This window comes from Dellaglioa kimchii, assembly GCF_046115505.1.
Taxonomy (GTDB): Bacteria; Bacillota; Bacilli; order Lactobacillales; family Lactobacillaceae; genus Dellaglioa; species Dellaglioa kimchii.
Genome location: NZ_CP170736.1, coordinates 123,866 through 144,459 on the forward strand (window position 1 = coordinate 123,866; position 20,594 = coordinate 144,459).

Here is a 20,594-nt window from a genome sequence, read left to right on the forward strand (position 1 = left end):
AAAGAGATTAGGGGAAATATATATTATGAAAAAAACAAATAAATTATTATTCGCTGCATTACTTGGATTAGGTATTACAGGAACGGCTGCTACAACGGCTAACGCATCAGAAACAAAAGATTATGTATCACATGGTAACGTTGAATTGACTAAAAATGATGGAGCAACAGACCCTGGTATTACTGATCCAACAGATCCAGGACATACTGTTGATCCAACAGACCCTACAAATCCAACAAATCCAGGAACTGGTGGCCCATTAGCAATTGATTATGTTTCTAACTTTAACTTTGGTGCACAAAAGATGTCAGGTAACAACGAAACATATGACTCTCAATTAGTGACAGTTAAAGACGCATCCGGAGCTGATAAAGATCTTGCAAACTTCTTACAAGTTTCAGATAACCGTGGAACAGTAGCAGGTTGGAAACTTACTGTTCAACAAGCAAAAGCATTTACAAGCGAAACAACAAAATCAGAATTAGATGGGACAACAATTACGTTATCTAATCCTGAAGCAACTAATGCTGATAATAACGCAACAAAACCAAAACCATCAACTTTAACGGATGGCGTTGACATTTCAGCTGCATCAGGGGACAAAGTTGTTATGCAAGCTAAAGATGGTGAAGGTTCTGGTACATGGTCTGAATCCTTTGGTAACGCAACAACAGATGCTGCTAAAGCTAAAGCTTCTGTTAAATTAGCTATCCCTGGTGATAGTAAAAAAGTTGCAGAAAAATACACATCAGATATTACATGGACACTTACAGACGCTAACTTATAAGATTTAAATTAGTCAATAAAAAATAAAAAAGGTTATATAAAGGGGAAATAAATTATGAAAACAACTAAAATCGTTACAAGCGCAATTATTTTATCAACATTAGGGTTAGCTGCAGCACCAGCTGTACATGCTGCAGATTATACATCAACAGGTAAGGTTGGATTTATGGAAAATACAGATCCAACAACACCCGTTGATCCAACGGATCCAACAAACCCAGTAGGACCAACAGATCCAACTGACCCAGATAATCCAAACCCAGGAACACCTGGTCCTTTATCAATTGATTACGTTTCTAACTTTGATTTTGGTTCAAAAAATAAAGTTTCTGGAGACGATACAACTTACTACGCAGCACCTGTTAAATTAGCTGATAAAGATGGTAAAGAAGTTACAAGAGCTAACTACCTACAAGTAACAGATAAACGTGGATCAAATGCTGGTTGGAAACTTTCAGTTAAACAAGGTGCACAATTTAACGATGGTAAGACTGATTTAGATGGCGCACAGCTAAATATGGGAACACAAACTTTAAATTCTAAAAATATTGGCGGAACAACAGATCCAGCTATAGCTAACGCTACAATTACAACATCAATTGGTGCTGACGTTGCAGTCTTAGATGCCGGTAAGGATCAAGGTATGGGGACTTGGACAGATTCATTTGGTGTATACGACGCTGATGCTACAAAAGATACAGCAAGTAAAGCTGTTTCATTAAAAGTGCCTGGTAATTCAGCTAAAACGGTTGGTTCATCATATACAACAGATTTAACATGGACATTAACAGACGCTGGTTTATAAAATTAAGTCATATCAATTTCTAATAGGCTACAAAAAAATAAGGAATTAACAAAAGGGGAAATTAAAATGAAAACAACTAAAATCGTAACAAGCGCAATCGTATTAACAACATTAGGTTTAATTGCAGCACCAGCTGTAAATGCAGCAACAGTAGGATCACTTCCAACAAAAGGTAGCGTTGGTTTTACAGATAATACAGATCCAACAGGTCCAGTTGATCCAACAGATCCAACAGATCCAGTTGACCCAACAGACCCTCCCATTAACCCAGGAACAAATGGTCCATTATCATTAGATTATGTTTCAAACTTTGATTTTGGTTCAAAAAATAAAGTTTCTGGTAGTGATACAACTTACTACGCAGCTCCTGTTGAAATAACAGATTCTAAAGGAACAGCAAAAGAAGTAGCTAACTACTTACAAGTAACAGATAACCGTGGATCAAATGCTGGTTGGACAGTTAATGTTAAGCAAGAAGGCGCATTTACTGACGGTACAAAAGAATTAACTGGTGCTCAATTGAGTATGAAAGATCAAACATTCAATTCAACAAATATGGATGATGTTACAACACCAGCAATAGCTGGTACAGTGGCTCCTACAGTTGGTAGTGATGTTAAGGTTGTTACTGCTAATGATGGTCAAGGAATGGGAACATGGACTGATTCATTTGGTAAAGATGCTGCTGCTAAAGCTGTTGCATTAACAGTACCTGGTAAAACAGCTAAAAATCTTAATTCAACATATACAACAGATTTAACATGGACATTAACAGACGCAAACATCTAATAATTGGGTTAACAAAAGGGGAAATATATTATGAAGAAAACAGCAATTGCAACAGCAGCACTTTTAACCGTTACTTTGTTTTCAACAGTAGCACCAGCAGTACATGCTGCTGACGTAACATTACCTTCATCAGGTGATGTCAACTTTGTAGCTAATCCTACTACTGGAGCTGGAGAAATTAAATTGACAAAGGCACCAAGTGTTGATTTTGGAGATCAAGAAATTAGTGGATCAGATGCAAAATATGATGCAGCTACTATTACAGATTCTATCGTTGTTGATGACAACCGTGGTTCAAATGAAGGTTGGAAATTAACAGTTGCCAACACACAGTTTACCGGATCAAAAGAATTAGCTGGGGCTAAGTTAACATTGACGCCTGGAACTGTTTCTAATAATAATGGGGCAAGTTATAATGCTACCCAACCAACAGCGGATATGGTTTTAGACGGCTCTAGTCAAAGTGTTGCAGTAGTAGATGCAGCTAAAGACATGGGTATGGGTACTAACACGTTACCTGTTACTAAGGCAACCTTAGACGTACCTGGTGCATCAACTAAATTAAAAGAAAAATATACATCAGTAATTACATGGACGTTAAACGACGCACCATTATAGGATGCAGAAAGGGATAGGTTAAAACAATGAGCTTGAAAAAAAATTTACGACTAGTAGTAGCCATTGTCCCCCTCCTTGCAATTTCAATAATGGGAAATTCAGTGGCTGATGCAGCAGTTGCAACTGATGGAAAAACTGCAACCACAGCGGCTAACTTAACATTACTTGCAAAGTCTGGTCCAGTTGATCCATTAGATCCGACAAAACCAGTACAACCAATCAATCCAGTTACACCAACTACTGGTGACCTGAGGATAGATTATATTTCTGATTTGCATTTTGGTACTCAGGAAATTTCAGGAAATCAAAAAAACTATTATGCTGCTTTTGATAAGGTAGCTGATTTAACAGGACATCGTGATGAAGCTACAGGTGAGTGGGTTACAGATAAGCTGACGGATGCAGATTATAGGGATGTACCTAATTACGTTCAAGTTACAAATAATACGACAGGAAACTGGTCGTTGAAGGTTAGTAACACACCATTTAAAAGTGGTGCTAATGAACTTAAGGGTACTGTGCTTACAATAAACGAGGTAGCATCGAAAACAGATAACGGAGATCCTGATGCCGGTTTATTTACCGATAGTATATTATTAAAAGGTGACGGTGTATCAGATCAAATAGTAGATCAAGATGGCAATACTAATCCCACAGGGACCTGGACAATAGCAATGGGTACTGCAACACCAGGTAGTAAAGCAGTGAAATTGACTGTGCCTGGCCCGGCTGAAAAAGTAGCTGGTGAAACTTATACGTCGACATTAAACTGGACATTGACGGCGGCTCCATAAAGTTAATTTGAGAAGAAAGAGGATTTTTACATTGAATAAAAAATTTTTTGGAATCATTATGGCGTTTGTGGCAGGATTAGTTGTATTTAGTGGACAAGTTCAAAAAGCAAACGCTGCTGAAATGAACTTTGCTGTTACTGCAAATATTCCAAACAACCAAATTGATAAGCGCCAAACGTATTTTAATTTAAAAATGAAACCGAACCAAAAGCAAGACATTACTGTCACATTAAAAAATTCGACTAACAAAGATGTTACTGTAATGGCTGAAGCAAATACAGCGATTACAAATGATAACGGAGTGGTTGAATATAGTCACGTGAAACCAAAACTTGATAAAACAATGGTAAACCCTCTATCTTCAATCATTAAATCAGATAAAGAAGTGACAGTACCGGCTAAGAAAAGCATTGAGCATACATTCCATATCACAATGCCCGCTAAGAAATTCAATGGCGAAATTGACGGTGGCTTGTACTTCTATGAAAAAATTAACAAAGATAGTGAAAAAAAATCAAAGAGTAACGTTCAAATTAAAAACCGTTATGCATTTGTGATTGGGACAACGTTAACTGAAACTGACGATGTTGTTAAGCCTGATATGAAATTACTTAAGATTGAGCCCGGCTCAGTTAATTTCCGTAATACATTGAAGGTAAACTTACAAGATCCAACAACAACACCAATCCGTAACCTGAAAGTTGATGGAAAAGTCTATTCAAGAAATGGTGATAAAGCACTACATGCTTCAACCACTTCGAATATGACAATGGCTCCAAATACAAACTTTAATTATGGCATTTTCTGGGATAACCAACCCTTTAAGCCTGGTAAGTACCGTTTAGAAATGACGGCGACTTCTGGGGTACATAAGTGGAAATGGACAGAATATTTCACAATTGATGGCGCAACAGCAGATAAATTGAACGAAAAAGCGGTTGACTTAGAAAAAGATTACACAATGTGGTATATCCTTGCAGGAATCTTCTTGCTATTACTTCTATTGTTGCTCATCTGGTTCTTAGTTCGTCGTCGTAACAAAAAAGATAAAGAAGAAGCTGTCGCAGAAGCAAAACGACAAATTCTAGAAGAATTACAAACTGATAAAAAAGAAGATAAGTAGTCAAAATAGACGAGGTATGGTTATGAGAAAAAAACTAATGAGTGTTTTAATAATTAGTCTTTTGGGGTTATCTTTTAGTTTAGGTGCATTCGGTAATACTGCAGAAGCGGCTAGTTATACTAGTGAGGTTGGAATCGAATTCGTTGGTAAAATGCCAGAGAAAACGAAACCAACCACACCGACAACAAGACCAACAACAACTTCCCCCACGACGCCAACAACTTCACAGGTAACACCGGATGGGAAAACACCTGTCTTAAAAAATGCAGCAAAAGGTCAAACCAGTTTACCTCAGACTAGTGAAATGAAAGAATCAGGACTATCAATGATGGGCCTTATTCTGTTGCTAGCTATGGGATTAGTTGGCTGGTTTAAAAGAAATTATGCAAAATAATTAAAATTTTAATAGTCTAACTAAAAAGAGTTTTTTCTCGTAAAAATACGAGGAAAAACTCTTTTTTTATTGCGATATTTAATAAAGGTTCTATTACAACTGTTGTTGGTGAATATGTTATAGAGACCTTAATTTAAGAGGTTGGATTTTTGCTTAAATGTTAAATTAGATTAACGTTATGGTTAAATCACTTTGAAGTAATGTTGAAATTATGATAGCATAAAAATGTTGTTAATTAAAAAATAGATTAAAGTAATAGCATTTAATGATATTTTGTTCATTATTTGCTCAGTGTAACTATTACTCATCCATATAATTTATTTTCAGCATTTAAGGGAAGTTTTATTCCATAGTATATTCACAAAATGTTAAAAGGGGATAGTATGGGAAAAATATATATAGAATTATTAGCGACTATCGGGATACAAATAATACCCTTTATATTTATCATAGATGGATATATCCATAGAGATGGTATTGGCTTAAATAATGGTGATGGGTTACTTGTTTTAGGTGTTTTATTATTATTTGGAATGGGTATTATATATACTATTACGTATTTATTAGATGTAATGATTAAAAGGCATAATAAGTATTTGGTACCTGAAATTAAATACTTATTATTAATATATTGGGTATTTATAGACATTATTATAGTTATTTATTTAAGTTTTAGAAATTTCTTTTAGAATAGGAAAATCGATTTTTTCATAAACTTTCGGGAAAAGGTAAATACGTTGAGGTATATAGAATAAAGGAATAGCCATATTATGCTGCGGATTCATTTAACCCTATTTATATTCATAAAATAACATCATACTAATCCGAGAGAGGGGTTTTAAAATGAAAGTAATTAAAGAAGCAAGCGGATGGATACTTCGGGGACTACTTCTTTTTAGTGGATTATGTTATGGTGGTCTCATTTATCCAAGTATAGTAATACATGGAAAATTAGCGCCATTTTCATATTATTTTGGAGGCACATTATGGGACGATTTGGCAGTGGTCATGGGATTATTAACATTTTTATTGTTAATAATCCTAGCTATAATGCCTAATAGATATTTAAAACGTTTTTGGAAATATTTTTTTATTAGTACAGTGAGTATATTAGTACTTTCACTCCCAGGTGGTGCATTTTTGTTATTAACTATAATTCCTTTGTGGGAACTGATTATTATATTGGTAATAGAATGGGGAATTACATTGGGGCTTTTATTTATAATCAAAAGCGTAGATTAAATTTGTTGCCTGATAAACGAAAAGTCTATCTCTTAAAGTGATTGCAGAAGATAACTATGAACAGCCAGTTATGCAACCGGGAGATAAACCAACAGTTGTGACAGCAAGTGAGCATTCAGATTCATTACTGCGAAGTGCCGCACGTTCAAGCTATAGTATGAAGGCAGGAGATATATTAGTTTGTTATGGTAGTAATAGTGATCTTACGGGAAATATTGTTGGGCACGCAGCTATTGCCACTTCTAAAGGATGGTTATTAGAAATACCAGGAAAAAAATATAACAAAGCAAAGCATACGAGCAAGAAAGATTTTTTTCAGCAACATACAAAAAAAGGTGCTCATGTTGAGGTATATAGAATAAATAAACATCCTCACTATGCTAATGATGCGGCCCAATACGCCTGGGATCATATGTATAAAAAAACAAATCCAACATATCAAATTACAACTAATCTATATCACAAATCGCCAAGTTATTGTTCTAAGTATGTTTATTTAGCATATCAGTGGGGTGCAACAAAAAAGGCATTGACACAGTGGGGAATTCATATAGTTACGCCACATGGATTGCCTGGTAATTTTGTGGGTTCCTTTAAACCAAATTATATTCATAAAATAACATCATATTAAGGAGATAAAAATGTTGAAACTTTTAAAAGATTCCAAAGTATTACTTTTAATTTTTAATATTATATTTATTATAGAAACCCTTAGTTTATTCCTTAATACCGCATTTACATTAGGCGGAATGGGAAATCAACATATAGATTTTACCCTTTCAGTAGCAAGTATAATCGTTCTTTTACAATTTTTTATGCTGATTGTCCAATTTAATTATTTCGATAAAATGATAGTAGTAATACTTTCAATATTTAATGTTGTATTAAACGCAATTATGTTGATCATTGAGATTAATAATGATTATTACTTTCCTACAGTAGAATCCTTCCTGGTAGCTATTTTCATTTCACTGTTCTTTATATGTAAATACTATAAATCAGGAGAAACTAAATGATCAGAAAAGTAATCAATTCAAAAATAATAGCAATCAGTTTAAATATAATATTAATGATTCTTGCAATAATAATGATTGTTCACGCTCTTTCAGGTAAATTCTATAGTGAAAATGTATTTATGGTATTAGTAGGGGCCATTGAGATAGTTATAATTTTATTACAGAGTAAATTATGCAAATATCGTGGTATTATAATACTTTCAATTTTTAATGTGATTTTAAATGTAACACTATCAAATTTAGTTTATACAGACCCGTTAATTTGGGCTTGTTACATTGGGTCTATTATTTCTATCTTCTTTATGATTAAATTCCCAAAAATGACTTCGTATTAAAATGTGTGATTACAGTAAAAAAGCTAAACAGAAAAGTCTATCTCTTAATTGAGGTAGACTTTATTTTTTTATGAAACGTAATGGTAACGATTATAAATCAACAGTATAAACGATTTTAATTTATTATTGATTGAACTAAATTTTTTTTCTACTATGTTACTTATTGTATTTTGTAGTGAGGTAAGAACGCCATGGCTATCTTAAGAAACATGATATATAATTAATGTAAGCGAAAACAAAAAGCCTTATATCAACATATAAGGTTTTTCAAAAGAAAATATTTTAATTTTAACGATGCGCCATGAGGGAGTCGAACCCTCAGCTCAAGAACCGGAATCTTACGTGCTATCCATTACACCAACGGCGCAGTATAGTTAATAGTTTAGCTGAATTACGTAAAAAAAACAAGTAACGAAAGCGGAGGTTGAGAAAAAATGGCTATTGAACAGAAATTTAAGCAACAACAAACGCAAATTCAAAAACTGGCAATGACACCAGAGCTCCAACAATCAATTAAAATGTTACAATATAATATAGAAGATTTACAAGAATTTGTCACTGAAAAAGTGATGGAAAACCCTTTGATTGAAGCTATTGATGATAATCAGAGAATCCAAGCGGGGGAATCTCGTTATAAAGTTAATCTAACAACAACTGGCGATACTGATTATATGAATTCAGTTAGTGATGATGAATCACAATCTTTATTGGATTATTTATTGGAACAAATTTATCTAACGATGCGTCAAACACCACTTAGAAAGGTTGTTCTTTACTTAGTAGATTATATTGAACAGACGGGCTATTTTAATGCTAATTTGGATGATTTAGCAGAAGAATCAGGAATACCACCCATTATGTTATTAGACGCGTTAACCTTGATTCAACGCTTAGATCCGCCCGGTGTTGGTGCACGTAATTTACAAGAAAGTTTAATGTTACAGATTGATTCTGATGACTTAGCACCTAAATTGGCATATACAGTTATAAAAGATGATTTTGATAATTTTGTCGATCGTAAATGGGCAGATATAGCAAAAAAATATCGTGTTAATCTTTCAGAAATTCAAGAAATATCAGATTTTGTTCGCACATTATCACCTAATCCAGGTGCTGGATTTGGGACAACTAGAATTGGCAAAATCTATCCAGATTTAGTTTTGAAAAAAAGTAATAATGAATTAACATTATTCAAAGTTCGGGGTGCACAGCCTGAAGTTGTTTTTCAGCAAAAATATTTTGATGATATGTCAAAAGACCAAGATCCTGAAGTAATTAAATATTTAACTGAAAAGAAACGGGAATATGAATGGCTAGTTCATGGTTTGAAACAACGTGGTGATACCATTTTAAAAGTAGGACAATATATTTTGAAATATCAGGCTGACTTCTTCGCTGATAAAACCAAACCAATTAAGCCATTACTTTTGCGGGAAGTTGCAGCCGCTTTAGGTGTTCACGAATCAACGATTAGTCGAACTGTTAATGATAAGTACATTGAAACAGAATCTGGTGTTTATGAAATAAAATCATTCTTTGGACAAATCGCAAATAAGAACAAAAAGAATGCTGAAGAGCTATCTTCGAAAACGATTATGACAACCATGCAGACCCTAATCGAATCTGAAGATAAAACGAAACCTTTCTCCGATCAAAAAATAGTTTTACAATTAATGAAGCAAAACATCGATATTTCGAGACGGACAGTTGCAAAATATCGTGAAAACCTGAACATTCCATCGTCATCCGCAAGAAAACGCTACAAGGATTAGGAACAATTATGACCTTATCTCATATATCAAACGTCAATTGCTGACATGGCAGATAGTCGTTTGAAGTGCTTGCAAAGTATGAAACAACCTGATATAATTTGTCTTGTAATAAAGGTATGAAGACACTTTGATTAATGCAGAATGTTATCGTGCTTTGTTTTTTTAGAATTAATGGGTCATAATGCGACACTGTGGGACAAATAATGCCCCATAAGAGAGCAGGTGCAGTATGCATCATGAATTAGAGTGGATCGAAGCAATTGCACCAGACATGATTAAAGTTTTAAAACAAAGATATTTCGTTTTAAGACAGATTGAATGGATGATGCCTGTTGGTCGCAGAATGTTGGCAGCAACTTTAAATCTAAGCGAACGCGTTATGAGAACTGAAACAGATTTTCTGCGTAAGCAAGAACTTATCGTCGTTGGTAAGTCAGGAATGACGCTAACGGATAGAGGTATATCAGTACTACATGGCCTTGAAAAAGTGATGGATAATTTAGTTGGTGTTCGACAGGATGAACAAGAGTTGAGTCGGATTTTAGGCATTGAACATTGTTTGATTGTATCAGGCGATTCCGATGAACAACCTAAAGTTTTAGAGTCAATGGGTAAGAGTCTAGCTGCTAAGTTAGCACTCTTATTGCCAGAAGGTAAAAATTTAATTGCGGTAATGGGTGGCACAACGATGGCTCAAGTAGCTGATCAGTTGACGACACGTCTTTCAATTAAGCGCGATTTAACTTTTTTACCAGCCAGAGGTGGTGTTGGTGAATCAGTAGATATACAAGCCAACTCGATTAGTGGTAAGATGGCATTACACACAGGTGGTAAACATAGAGCCTTGTATGTACCTGAACAACTAAGTGAGAAAACGTACGAGCCTCTTCTTGAAGAACCGAGCATTCAAGAAGTTTTGAACTTAATCAAGGAAAGCAATGCTGTAATTCACAGTATTGGAGAAGCAATGCATATGGCTAAGCGTCGTGACATGTCTAGTGGTATAATAGACATGTTGAAAGATGACAAAGCTGTAGGTGAGGCATTCGGATATTTCTTTGATGCTCAAGGCAAGGTCGTTTATAGGATTCCTCGTATCGGTTTACAAATAGAGGATCTCACGCACATAAAATGTATTTTCGCAGTTGCAGGTGGCCATTCTAAGGCTGAAGCAATTGTGGCATACATGAAACTTGCACCTAAACAGACGTGGTTAATCACGGATGAGGGTGCCGCAAACTCGATTTTAAAAAAGTAGTGTGCAAACACGCTTTTTAAAATAAATAAATCTTCATTTCCTAAAGGAGGAAATTTAAGTATGTCAGTAAAAGTTGGTATTAACGGTTTTGGCCGTATTGGTCGTTTAGCTTTCCGTCGTATTGCTGAAGTTTCAGATAACATCGAAGTTGTAGCAATCAACGATTTAACTTCTCCATCAATGTTGGCTCATTTATTAAAATATGATACAGCCCATGGTAACTTCGACGCAGAAGTTAGCGCAACAGATAATGGTATTGTTGTTAATGGTAAGGAAATTCCTGTATATGCAGAAGCAGATGCATCAAATATTCCTTGGGTTAAAAACAATAATGTTGATATCGTATTAGAATCAACTGGTTTTTACGCATCAGAAGAAAAAGCTTCAGCTCATATTAAAGCTGGCGCAAAACGTGTATTAATCTCAGCTCCTGCTGGTAAAATGCCTACAATCGTTTACGGTGTAAATGATGACATTTTAACTTCAGATACTAAGATTGCTTCTGCTGGTTCATGTACTACTAACTGTTTAGCACCACTTGCTGGCGCTGTTAACGATGCTTTCGGTATCGAAGTTGGTACAATGACAACAGTTCATGCATACACAGCTACACAAAAATTACAAGATGGTCCTGACCGTGGTGGAAACTTACGTGCTGCACGCGCTGCTGCAGGTAACACAATTCCTCATTCTACTGGTGCTGCTAAAGCTATCGGTATGGTAATCCCTGATCTTGTTGGTAAATTGAATGGCCATGCACAACGTGTCCCAGTTATTACTGGTTCATTGACAGAATTGGTTACAATCTTGAAATCAAAAGATCTTACAGTTGATGAAGTAAATGCTGCTATTAAAGCAAGAACTGAAAACAACGAATCATTTGGTTACAATGCTGACGAAATCGTTTCATCAGATATCATTGGTACAAGTTTTGGTTCAATCTTTGACCCAACACAAACTGAAGTAACTGGTACTGGCGCTAACCAATTGGTTAAAACTGTTGCTTGGTACGATAACGAATCTGGCTTTACAGCACAAATGATTCGTACATTAGAAAAATTTGCTAGCTTAGAAGCATAATCTAGTTAAACTTTTTTAAAACCGCATATAACTATGCTTAGGCGGAGGGACGCAATACTCCCTCTGCCTTTTTATTTAATCAAAATTACACAGGAGGCTATTATAATGGCTAAATTAATCGTTTCAGATTTAGATGTAAATGACAAAAAAGTTTTAATTCGTGTCGATTTTAATGTTCCTATTAAAAACGGTGTGATTGGTAACGATAACCGTATCGTTGCTGCATTACCAACTATCAAATATGTAACTGAAAATGGTGGTAAAGCCATTCTTCTTTCTCATCTTGGTCGTATTAAGACTGAAGAAGACAAAAAAGAATTATCATTACGTCCAGTTGCAGAACGTTTATCTAACTTATTAAACAAACCTGTTACTTTTGTTCCTGCTACACGTGGTCCTCAATTAGAAGACGCAATTGCAGCAATGAAAGACGGCGATGTTTTAGTAATGGAAAACACACGTTTTGAAGATTTAGATGGTAAAAAAGAAAGCAAAAACGATCCTGAATTAGGTAAATACTGGGCTTCACTTGGCGACTTGTTTGTCAATGATGCTTTCGGTACAGCTCATCGTGCACATGCTTCTAACGTTGGAATCTCAAGCAACATGGAACAAGCTGCTGCTGGATTCTTAATGGAAAAAGAAATCAAATTCTTAGGTGAAGCTGTTGACGAACCAAAACGTCCATTTGTTGCTATCTTAGGTGGCGCAAAAGTTTCAGATAAGATTGGTGTTATTTCTCATTTACTTAAAAAAGCTGACAAAGTTATCGTTGGTGGTGGTATGACTTATACTTTCTACGCTGCTAAAGGTATGAAGATTGGTTCATCATTAGTTGAAACAGACAAAATTGATTTAGCTAAACAAATCATTGAAGAAGCTGGCGACAAATTAGTATTACCAGTTGATTCAATCGTTGCTGAAAAATTTGATAACGATGTTGAACACAAAACTGTTGATGGTGACATTCCTGACGGTTACATGGCATTGGATATCGGACCTAAATCTGTTGCAGAATTTAAAGATGTTTTAAAAGATGCTAAAACAGTTGTATGGAACGGACCAATGGGTGTATTCGAAATGAGCAACTATGCTAACGGAACACTTGAAATCGGTAAATTCTTGGGTACTTTATCAGAAGCTACAACAATCGTTGGTGGTGGTGATTCAACTGCTGCTGTTCAACAATTAGGTGTTGCTGATCAATTAACTCATATTTCTACTGGTGGTGGCGCTTCACTTGAATACCTTGAAGGTAAAACTTTACCAGGTATTGCTGCTATTACAACAAAATAATTTTTAATTAAATTGTCGTAAGAAACCGTCTATTAACGAAAGGAAGTTATTATTTTGCGTAAACCAATTATTGCTGGTAACTGGAAAATGAACAAAGGCCCTAAAGAAACTGCTGAATTCGTAGCAGGTCTTAAAGGTAAATTACCAAAGTTTGACGATGTTGAATCTGTTATTGCTGCTCCTGCAGTAGATTTACAAACATTACTTGATGCTGCTAAAGGTACTGACTTAAAAGTTGCTGCTGAAAATGCATACTTTGAAGATGAAGGTGCTTTTACTGGTGAAACTTCACCAAAAGTTCTTTCTGAAATGGGTGTTGACTATGTTGTTATTGGTCATTCAGAACGTCGCGAATACTTCGGCGAAAATGATGACGATATTAACAAAAAAGCACATGCTGTTTTCAATAACGGTATGGTTCCTATTATCTGCTGTGGTGAAACGTTAGAACAACGTCAAGCCGGCGAAGCAGAATCATGGGTTGCTGGACAAGTTTCTGCTGCATTAAGAGGCTTATCTGTTGAACAAGTTAAACTTGCAGTTATTGCATACGAACCAATCTGGGCTATCGGTACTGGTGAAACAGCTACTTCTGACCAAGCACAAGAAATCTGTGCAGTAATTCGTAAAACAGTTGCTGATTTGTATGACCAAACAGTTGCTGATAAAGTTCGTATCCAATACGGTGGTTCAGTTAAACCTGGTAACGTCGTAGAATTAATGGGTAAAGACGATATTGATGGTGGTTTAGTTGGTGGCGCAAGTATGGAAACTGCTTCATACTTAGACCTTGTTAACTTCAAAGCATAATTCGTATTTTAGCTGTTAAAAAGATTGAAAATGAATCAATAAACTATTAAAATAATGGTAAGGGTGTTATTGTATCCCCGCCAAAAAACGTTTTTAAAGGAGAGTACAAATTTATGTCAATGATTACAGATATTTATGCACGCGAAGTTCTAGATTCACGCGGTAACCCAACTGTTGAAGTTGAAGTTTACACAGAAGACGGCGCAATGGGCCGCGGAATTGTTCCTTCAGGTGCTTCAACTGGTGAACATGAAGCCGTTGAATTACGTGATGGCGACAAATCTCGTTACATGGGCTTAGGTGTTACTAAAGCTGTTGACAACGTAAACAACATTATCGTTAAAGAAATTGTTGGATATGATGTTACTGATCAAGTTGGTATTGATAAAGCTATGATCGCATTAGATGGTACACCAAACAAAGGCAAATTGGGCGCTAACGCTATTTTAGGTGTTTCAATTGCTGCTGCTCGTGCTGCTGCTGATGAATTAGAAGTTCCTTTATACAGTTACTTAGGCGGATTTAACGCACATGTCCTTCCAACTCCTATGATGAACGTTATCAATGGTGGATCACATGCTAACAACAGTGTTGATTTCCAAGAATTCATGATCATGCCTGTTGGCGCACCTTCTATCAAAGAAGCTGTACGTATGGGTTCAGAAACATTCCATAACTTACAAAAGATTTTAGCTGAAAAAGGCTACTCTACTGCTGTTGGTGATGAAGGTGGTTTCGCTCCTGATCTTAAGAACAATGAAGAACCATTTGAAATCTTAATCGAAGCAATCGAACGTGCCGGTTACAAACCTGGTAAAGATATTGCTATCGCATTTGATGCTGCTTCATCAGAATTCTACAATGCTGAAACTGGCAAATATAGATTACAATATGAAGGCGAAAATGGCCAAGATTACACTTCTGAAGAAATGGTTGATTTCCTTGAAGCAATCGTTGACAAATACCCAGTTATCTCAATTGAAGATGGCTTGGATGAAAACGATTGGGAAGGCTGGAAGATGATGACAGCTAAATTGGGCAACAAAGTTCAATTAGTTGGGGATGATTTATTTGTTACAAACACTGACTACCTTAAAAAAGGTATCGAAATGGGCGTTTCAAACTCAATCCTTATCAAAGTTAACCAAATCGGTACACTTACAGAAACAATGGAAGCTATCGAAATGGCTAAAGAAGCTGGTTACACAGCTATCGTTTCTCATCGTTCAGGTGAAACTGAAGATACAACTATCGCTGACTTAGTTGTTGCAACTAATGCTGGCCAAATCAAGACTGGTTCATTGAGCCGTGTTGATCGTATCGCTAAGTACAACCAATTAATGAGAATTGAAGATAACTTAGAAGAAACATCAGAATACAAAGGTATCCACTCATTCTACAACTTGAGTTCAGATGCTCGCGATACAATCGTTAACAAATAATTCTTTATGAATTAAGCGTTTCTGATTGAAATGACGTTTTCTAGAAAAGAGCATTGATGAGAAATCATCAATGCTCTTTTTTTAATAATAAATACTCCCCTTAGAGTAGACGACTTGAATGTTAACAAGTCCTTACTTTGAGGGGAGTATTTTTGATACTGAGAATTTATTTTCTATAAAATATTTTTAAAAAAGAGGTTAGCTGCATTTGAGAAAACTTGGTTTTTTTTCCAAATAATATTAACATTTGCGGTTAAAGGGGGATTGAAGGGAATAAATTTTAAACTACTTTCTTGTGTATTAATAATACCGTCAATACATAAGGCAGCAAGATTTCCATCTTTTATTAGAAGTGAAGCATTATATAAAAGATTGTATGTTCCTGATATGTTAAGCTGATTTAAATTTCCGCCTAACCATTCAGAAAGTTGGTTGTCTACTAGCGATTGATTTGAAATTAATACAGAGGTAGTCATTAAATCAATTGGGGAAACTGATTCCTTTTTTGCTAAATCATGAGTTTCATTGACTAAAATTCCCCACCGGTCTGATAGCGGTAGGCGAATATATTCATATTTTTGCTTTTCAACAGGATCAATAATTAAGCCAAAATCGAGTAATCCTTTGTCTATTCTTTCTTTCACATCATCTGCATTACCACTATACAAGTGAACATTGATATCTGGGTGTTTTGCAATTAGATCATTTAAAATAACAGAAACAAATTGGAAAGCTTGAGTCTCACCACCACCCACTCGGATATCCCCGCTAATCACGTCATTATTTTGTAAGTTAGAAGTCGTCGTCGTTACTAAATCGAAAATTTCTTTTCCTCTATTTTGTAAATAAAATCCTTCTTCTGTCAAAGTTATTTCTCTATTTCCACGAGTAAAAAGTGTAACCCCCAACTCTTCTTCTAAGTCTTTTAATTGCTTAGACAAAGTCGGCTGCGATAAGTGAAGTGCGACGGCTGCTTTACTTATTGTTTTTTCTCTAGCAACTGTTAAAAAGTAATTAAGAACCCTTAAATCCATGATTATCCTCCTATAGTCTATAAGCATATTTGGGTATGAAATATAAGTATTAGTTATCCTTAGTGTATCTAGTTATACTTGATTTATCAACTAATAAGAGGAGTGATTCGATGACTAATTATCAATTACTTGAAAAAATAGTAGGAAAAGAAATTTTACCAGATTCGACAATGTTCAAAAAAATTCACATTATTAAAAATACTAATGATAAGCTGCTAGCTGAATTAAATACGGGTTACCATACTCCTAAGGAAATACAGTCTTATCTAAAGGCGATTACTGATAAGAAAATTGATAGTACTGTAAGCATTTCCTTACCTTTTTATACAGATTTTGGAAAACATATCTCCTTTGGTAAAAATATATTTATCAATCAAAATGTGACATTTATTGATTTAGGCGGGATTGTAATTGAAGACGACGTTTTAATTGGTCCTATGAGTAGAATTATAACTGTTAATCATTTAACGGACCCAAAAAAGCGACGTGGTTTATTAGTTCAACCGGTTAGAATAAAAAGGAATGTCTGGGTTGGAGCGAACGTAACAATTCTACCTGGTGTAACTATTGGTGAAAATTCCATTATAGCTGCTGATTCTACTGTAACAAAAGATATTCCAGAGAATTGTATTGTAGCCGGGACACCTGCGAAGGTAATAAAGAAAATTAATGTTGATGAAGTGAATCAACATTAATTTTAGATAGACATGAGTATTTAGCATATTACAATGTAAATGAAAAGAGGAATTAATGATATTGGATATTTCAGAAAAAGTTATTATTATCATGGGATCATCTTCAGGAATTGGTGAAGCTACGGCTAGATTATTAGCTAGTAGGGGGGCAAAATTAGTTATCGCAGCTCGACGTGAAGATAAGATAAAGCAATTAGCAAATGAATTAGGAGAAAAAGTTTTTTATCAAGCTGCAGATGTGACTAATCGGGAACAAGTACAGGCAGTTATAGATTTGGCAATTAAAGAATTTGGTAGGATCGACGTGTTATACAACAATGCGGGCATCATGCCACAAGGTAATCTATCGAATTTGGAATATGATAAATGGGAACAAATGCTAAATATCAATATTATGGGTGTTTTGAATGGGTTGGGAGCCGTTTTACCAATCATGAAAAAACAGCAAGATGGTTTAATTATTGCTACAGATTCAGTTGCTGGACATGTTGTTTATCCTGGATCTGCTGTCTATAATGGAACAAAATATGCAGTTCGTGCCATTATGGAAGGGTTGCGGCAAGAAGAATTTTCTAATGGTATCAGATCTACGATTGTATCACCAGGGATGGTGAGAACAGAACTTTTTAATACAGTGGGAAGTTCAAAAATTGAAGATTCTTTACGAGAAATGGCTAGTCAAGAAGGGAAAAGTTTATCACCAGAAGATGTTGCACATGCAGTTGTATATGCAATTGAGCAACCTAAACATGTGACAATTAGTGAAGTTCTAATACGTCCATCGATGCAAGTTATATAGTTCTAGTCATATTAAAATCTAATTTATTGGGTTCTTCAGTAACTATTACAATGTCACACTACGTTGAAAGATAAAACTTATTGTTGTATAATTTAGATGTTAGGAATTATAGTTAGGGATGTGAGCGTGTATGAAAAAATCAGAGCGTATTGCAATACAAGATGATCTAACATCAAAAGTTTATGATCTTATTTTAAATGAAGAAACGACAAATGAGGAACGTCTCTTATTAGTTGATTTCAAAAATAAAGTTGAGCGTGGTCAGTATTTCGAGAAGGCAGTCGTTGATTTAGCGGAGTCGTTGCGCTTATTGGCTGTAAGTAATTTAAAAAATAAAATAAAGTTAAGTGCTGACGTTGGTCGATTTTATATGGAAATTTCGACAACCGGTTTATTTAAAAAAAATTTAGGCTGGGGACTTATAGCTATGAGTATGATTTATCATCCTTAAGTGATCATTAGGTTATGTTCGTTTTTAAGAAGAGTTATTCAATAGTTGAATAATTCTTTTTTTGTTACTAATGAGTTCAGCAAATAATTGGATTTTAGCATATACTAATAGAATGAAGAGGTGTGTATGGTTTTATGACAAAACAAGGTATCAAAGAGCGATTGAATTTAACTAATCTCATATTTATTTTAAGAGGGCTATTAATTGGGCTCGTTACGGGTATCGTTGTAAGTTTATTTAGATTAGCTATTATTTATGTGCTTAAAGTCTTTATTTATTTTTACCAGGCAATTAATCAGAATATGTGGTTACTATTTCCAATGATTCTTTTGAGTCTAGCTATGGTACTAGGTATTGGAACGCTAATGAAGCAAGAACCAAATATTATGGGATCTGGAATTCCCCAAGTAGAGGGCCAGCTTGCTGGGAATCTTGAAATGCGTTGGTGGTCTGTTTTATGGCGAAAATTTATCGGTGGTGTTTTAGGCATTGGATCTGGGCTATTCCTCGGTCGTGAAGGTCCATCTATTCAACTAGGTGCGGCAGTCGGACAAGGATTCGCAGAGATGACTAAACATACTGAATCGGAACGCCGCATTCTGATTGCAGGTGGTGGTGCTGCAGGTTTATCCGCAGCTTTTAATGCACCAATTGCGAGTACGCTTTTTATATTAGAGGAAGTGTATCATAATTTTTCACCATTGATTTGGACAACAGCATTAGCTAGTTCAATTTCAGCCAATTATATTTCATTGCATTTTTTTGGTCTAAAACCTGCGCTACAGATGATTAATATTCAAACCTTATCATTGTTGCAGTACTGGCATTTGATTGTTTTAGGGCTTATTTTGGGCCTCCTAGGCTATCTGTATCAAAACGTATTACTTAAATCGACTGATTTATATAATATTCTACATAAAATTCCGATTTTTTATCGTTCAATTGTCCCTTTTATTTTAGTTATTCCGATTGGATTATACTTGCCACAAACTTTAGGTGGCGGTAATGAGATTATTTTAAGTCTAGTTCAAAGTAAATCATTAACCGTTTTATTGGGACTCTTTCTTTTAAGATTTATCTTTTCAATGATATCCTATGGTTCTGGATTACCAGGTGGTATTTTTCTGCCTATTCTAACATTAGGCGCTATTATTGGCGCTGGATATGCAACTGTTATGATAATGTTAGGGTTGTTACCAGCCAAATATTTAACTGATTTTATTATTTTTGGAATGGCCGGGTACTTTGCTGGAATTGGTAAAGCACCTTTTACAGCTATTTTATTAGTTACGGAAATGGTGGGTAGTTTACATCACTTAATGCCACTAGCCATTATTTCATTAGTTTCATTTTTAGTTATTGATATTTTAGGTGGCGCACCTATCTACGATTCTTTACTTAAAAAATTAATTGGTCAAAACGAAATTGATTTAGGTGGTAAAAAGGACCGACTTGAGACACCTATTTTTGCTGGATCAAATTTAGAAAATAAAAAAGTTTCAGAAGTAGTTTGGCCTGAAAATAGCTTGTTAATCACGGTTAGACGTGGTGAAAAGCAATTAATTCCACATGGTGTGACGGTTTTAAAAGCAGGAGATACATTAGTTCTTTTGACTGAGCACCAAAATCGACCTAAACTTAAGACAGAAATGGATACATTATCCGGATTTGAATCACTTTAATAAAATAATAACGGTGGAAAATTAATGCAAACTGTGCTAAATTAGTATAGATATAGATTACGTAATTGGGGTAAGGAGGTAAATGATTTGACTAACATACTAACAATTTTAATAATCATCGTTTCAGTCTTAATGATTATCGCTGTTATGATGCAACCTGCAAAAACAAATAACGCTTCAGGTGCTTTATCTGGTGGCGGTGGTGGTGCTGACGATTTATTTAGCAAACAAAAACCACGTGGATTCGAAGCATTTATGCAAAAAGTAACCTTTGTCTTGGGCGTTTTATTTTTCTGTCTAGCTCTAGGACTTGTCTATTTGGCCTCAAAATAATAATAAAGAAAGCCTCCTGTGCAAACAATTGTTGCAGCAG

At 35.1% G+C, this 20,594-nt stretch carries 23 protein-coding genes and 1 tRNA gene; 22 read left to right on the top strand and 2 right to left on the bottom strand.

What is annotated here, in order from left to right:
* The first annotated feature begins 25 nt into the window (after positions 1 to 25).
* From ACE83Q_RS00560 to ACE83Q_RS00610, 11 genes are all read left to right on the top strand, one after another.
* Positions 26 to 787, top strand: coding sequence for a WxL domain-containing protein (locus ACE83Q_RS00560; RefSeq protein WP_409022203.1), 762 nt, complete (start codon positions 26 to 28; stop codon positions 785 to 787).
* Between the two features lie 54 nt (positions 788 to 841).
* A complete protein-coding gene (locus ACE83Q_RS00565) occupies positions 842 to 1,591 on the top strand; it encodes a WxL domain-containing protein (RefSeq protein WP_409022204.1) in 750 nt (249 codons plus the stop codon).
* A 66-nt stretch (positions 1,592 to 1,657) separates the two neighbouring features.
* On the top strand, positions 1,658 to 2,380 hold the full coding sequence (locus ACE83Q_RS00570; RefSeq protein ID WP_409022205.1) for a WxL domain-containing protein: 723 nt from the start codon (positions 1,658 to 1,660) through the stop codon (positions 2,378 to 2,380).
* Between the two features lie 30 nt (positions 2,381 to 2,410).
* Entirely contained in the window at positions 2,411 to 2,998 is a 588-nt protein-coding gene (locus ACE83Q_RS00575; RefSeq protein WP_409022206.1) for a WxL domain-containing protein, read from the top strand.
* A gap of 26 nt (positions 2,999 to 3,024) precedes the next feature.
* Positions 3,025 to 3,792 carry a WxL domain-containing protein gene (locus ACE83Q_RS00580; RefSeq protein WP_409022207.1) on the top strand — a complete coding sequence of 256 codons (768 nt, stop codon included), beginning with the start codon at positions 3,025 to 3,027 and terminating at the stop codon, positions 3,790 to 3,792.
* A 31-nt stretch (positions 3,793 to 3,823) separates the two neighbouring features.
* Positions 3,824 to 4,915: a DUF916 and DUF3324 domain-containing protein gene (locus tag ACE83Q_RS00585; RefSeq protein ID WP_409022208.1), complete on the top strand. Its 1,092-nt coding sequence runs from the start codon at positions 3,824 to 3,826 to the stop codon at positions 4,913 to 4,915.
* A gap of 22 nt (positions 4,916 to 4,937) precedes the next feature.
* A complete protein-coding gene (locus tag ACE83Q_RS00590; RefSeq protein ID WP_409022209.1) occupies positions 4,938 to 5,309 on the top strand; it encodes an LPXTG cell wall anchor domain-containing protein in 372 nt (123 codons plus the stop codon).
* A 365-nt stretch (positions 5,310 to 5,674) separates the two neighbouring features.
* A complete protein-coding gene (locus ACE83Q_RS00595; RefSeq protein ID WP_409022210.1) occupies positions 5,675 to 5,998 on the top strand; it encodes a hypothetical protein in 324 nt (107 codons plus the stop codon).
* A gap of 154 nt (positions 5,999 to 6,152) precedes the next feature.
* A complete protein-coding gene (locus ACE83Q_RS00600) occupies positions 6,153 to 6,551 on the top strand; it encodes a hypothetical protein (RefSeq protein WP_409022211.1) in 399 nt (132 codons plus the stop codon).
* A gap of 37 nt (positions 6,552 to 6,588) precedes the next feature.
* A complete protein-coding gene (locus tag ACE83Q_RS00605) occupies positions 6,589 to 7,182 on the top strand; it encodes a hypothetical protein (RefSeq protein WP_409022212.1) in 594 nt (197 codons plus the stop codon).
* Positions 7,183 to 7,563: 381 nt separating this feature from the next.
* Positions 7,564 to 7,902 (top strand): hypothetical protein, encoded by a 339-nt coding sequence (locus ACE83Q_RS00610; protein ID WP_409022213.1) that lies wholly within the window; start codon positions 7,564 to 7,566, stop codon positions 7,900 to 7,902.
* A gap of 295 nt (positions 7,903 to 8,197) precedes the next feature.
* On the opposite strand, the gene ACE83Q_RS00615 is transcribed toward ACE83Q_RS00610, so the two are convergent.
* Positions 8,198 to 8,269 (bottom strand) — tRNA-Arg (locus ACE83Q_RS00615).
* Positions 8,270 to 8,336: 67 nt separating this feature from the next.
* On the opposite strand from ACE83Q_RS00615, the gene rpoN reads away from it, so the two are divergent.
* From rpoN to eno, 6 genes are all read left to right on the top strand, one after another.
* Positions 8,337 to 9,674, top strand: a complete 1,338-nt coding sequence (gene rpoN, locus ACE83Q_RS00620; RefSeq protein WP_409022214.1) for an RNA polymerase factor sigma-54 — start codon at positions 8,337 to 8,339, stop codon at positions 9,672 to 9,674.
* 229 nt (positions 9,675 to 9,903) lie between these two features.
* Positions 9,904 to 10,932, top strand: a complete 1,029-nt coding sequence (locus ACE83Q_RS00625; protein ID WP_409022215.1) for a sugar-binding transcriptional regulator — start codon at positions 9,904 to 9,906, stop codon at positions 10,930 to 10,932.
* Between the two features lie 60 nt (positions 10,933 to 10,992).
* Positions 10,993 to 12,012, top strand: coding sequence for a type I glyceraldehyde-3-phosphate dehydrogenase (gene gap, locus ACE83Q_RS00630; RefSeq protein WP_409022216.1), 1,020 nt, complete (start codon positions 10,993 to 10,995; stop codon positions 12,010 to 12,012).
* A 105-nt stretch (positions 12,013 to 12,117) separates the two neighbouring features.
* Entirely contained in the window at positions 12,118 to 13,308 is a 1,191-nt protein-coding gene (locus tag ACE83Q_RS00635) for a phosphoglycerate kinase (protein WP_409022217.1), read from the top strand.
* A gap of 54 nt (positions 13,309 to 13,362) precedes the next feature.
* Complete coding sequence (gene tpiA, locus ACE83Q_RS00640) at positions 13,363 to 14,118, top strand: triose-phosphate isomerase (protein ID WP_409022218.1); 756 nt, start codon at positions 13,363 to 13,365, stop codon at positions 14,116 to 14,118.
* Between the two features lie 113 nt (positions 14,119 to 14,231).
* Complete coding sequence (eno, locus tag ACE83Q_RS00645; RefSeq protein ID WP_409022219.1) at positions 14,232 to 15,560, top strand: phosphopyruvate hydratase; 1,329 nt, start codon at positions 14,232 to 14,234, stop codon at positions 15,558 to 15,560.
* A 173-nt stretch (positions 15,561 to 15,733) separates the two neighbouring features.
* Here the strand turns inward: eno and ACE83Q_RS00650 are convergent, their stop codons facing one another.
* Positions 15,734 to 16,594 (bottom strand): LysR family transcriptional regulator, encoded by an 861-nt coding sequence (locus ACE83Q_RS00650; protein ID WP_409022220.1) that lies wholly within the window; start codon positions 16,592 to 16,594, stop codon positions 15,734 to 15,736.
* A gap of 110 nt (positions 16,595 to 16,704) precedes the next feature.
* Between ACE83Q_RS00650 and ACE83Q_RS00655 the strand changes: the two genes are divergently transcribed.
* The 5 genes from ACE83Q_RS00655 (at position 16,705) to secG (ending at position 20,554) form a co-directional block, all read left to right on the top strand.
* Positions 16,705 to 17,289: a DapH/DapD/GlmU-related protein gene (locus ACE83Q_RS00655; protein WP_409022221.1), complete on the top strand. Its 585-nt coding sequence runs from the start codon at positions 16,705 to 16,707 to the stop codon at positions 17,287 to 17,289.
* A gap of 58 nt (positions 17,290 to 17,347) precedes the next feature.
* Positions 17,348 to 18,088, top strand: coding sequence for an SDR family oxidoreductase (locus tag ACE83Q_RS00660; protein ID WP_409022841.1), 741 nt, complete (start codon positions 17,348 to 17,350; stop codon positions 18,086 to 18,088).
* A gap of 130 nt (positions 18,089 to 18,218) precedes the next feature.
* Positions 18,219 to 18,539, top strand: coding sequence for a bacteriocin immunity protein (locus tag ACE83Q_RS00665; RefSeq protein ID WP_409022222.1), 321 nt, complete (start codon positions 18,219 to 18,221; stop codon positions 18,537 to 18,539).
* A gap of 134 nt (positions 18,540 to 18,673) precedes the next feature.
* On the top strand, positions 18,674 to 20,221 hold the full coding sequence (locus tag ACE83Q_RS00670) for a chloride channel protein (RefSeq protein ID WP_409022223.1): 1,548 nt from the start codon (positions 18,674 to 18,676) through the stop codon (positions 20,219 to 20,221).
* Positions 20,222 to 20,308: 87 nt separating this feature from the next.
* Positions 20,309 to 20,554, top strand: coding sequence for a preprotein translocase subunit SecG (gene secG / locus ACE83Q_RS00675; RefSeq protein WP_409022224.1), 246 nt, complete (start codon positions 20,309 to 20,311; stop codon positions 20,552 to 20,554).
* Positions 20,555 to 20,594: the final 40 nt, after the last annotated feature.

What these genes read in the sequence shown, in the direction of transcription:
- ACE83Q_RS00650 (WP_409022220.1), bottom strand. Translation starts at nt 16,594, where the DNA reads ATGGATTTAAGGGTTCTTAATTACTTTTTAACAGTTGCTAGAGAAAAA.
- rpoN (WP_409022214.1), top strand. Translation starts at nt 8,337, where the DNA reads ATGGCTATTGAACAGAAATTTAAGCAACAACAAACGCAAATTCAAAAA.
- ACE83Q_RS00565 (WP_409022204.1), top strand. Translation starts at nt 842, where the DNA reads ATGAAAACAACTAAAATCGTTACAAGCGCAATTATTTTATCAACATTA.
- ACE83Q_RS00580 (WP_409022207.1), top strand. Translation starts at nt 3,025, where the DNA reads ATGAGCTTGAAAAAAAATTTACGACTAGTAGTAGCCATTGTCCCCCTC.
- ACE83Q_RS00665 (WP_409022222.1), top strand. Translation starts at nt 18,219, where the DNA reads ATGAAAAAATCAGAGCGTATTGCAATACAAGATGATCTAACATCAAAA.
- ACE83Q_RS00570 (WP_409022205.1), top strand. Translation starts at nt 1,658, where the DNA reads ATGAAAACAACTAAAATCGTAACAAGCGCAATCGTATTAACAACATTA.
- ACE83Q_RS00595 (WP_409022210.1), top strand. Translation starts at nt 5,675, where the DNA reads ATGTTAAAAGGGGATAGTATGGGAAAAATATATATAGAATTATTAGCG.
- ACE83Q_RS00610 (WP_409022213.1), top strand. Translation starts at nt 7,564, where the DNA reads ATGATCAGAAAAGTAATCAATTCAAAAATAATAGCAATCAGTTTAAAT.
- ACE83Q_RS00635 (WP_409022217.1), top strand. Translation starts at nt 12,118, where the DNA reads ATGGCTAAATTAATCGTTTCAGATTTAGATGTAAATGACAAAAAAGTT.
- ACE83Q_RS00560 (WP_409022203.1), top strand. Translation starts at nt 26, where the DNA reads ATGAAAAAAACAAATAAATTATTATTCGCTGCATTACTTGGATTAGGT.
- eno (WP_409022219.1), top strand. Translation starts at nt 14,232, where the DNA reads ATGTCAATGATTACAGATATTTATGCACGCGAAGTTCTAGATTCACGC.
- ACE83Q_RS00590 (WP_409022209.1), top strand. Translation starts at nt 4,938, where the DNA reads ATGAGAAAAAAACTAATGAGTGTTTTAATAATTAGTCTTTTGGGGTTA.
- gap (WP_409022216.1), top strand. Translation starts at nt 10,993, where the DNA reads ATGTCAGTAAAAGTTGGTATTAACGGTTTTGGCCGTATTGGTCGTTTA.
- ACE83Q_RS00655 (WP_409022221.1), top strand. Translation starts at nt 16,705, where the DNA reads ATGACTAATTATCAATTACTTGAAAAAATAGTAGGAAAAGAAATTTTA.
- ACE83Q_RS00625 (WP_409022215.1), top strand. Translation starts at nt 9,904, where the DNA reads ATGCATCATGAATTAGAGTGGATCGAAGCAATTGCACCAGACATGATT.
- ACE83Q_RS00575 (WP_409022206.1), top strand. Translation starts at nt 2,411, where the DNA reads ATGAAGAAAACAGCAATTGCAACAGCAGCACTTTTAACCGTTACTTTG.
- ACE83Q_RS00670 (WP_409022223.1), top strand. Translation starts at nt 18,674, where the DNA reads ATGACAAAACAAGGTATCAAAGAGCGATTGAATTTAACTAATCTCATA.
- ACE83Q_RS00600 (WP_409022211.1), top strand. Translation starts at nt 6,153, where the DNA reads ATGAAAGTAATTAAAGAAGCAAGCGGATGGATACTTCGGGGACTACTT.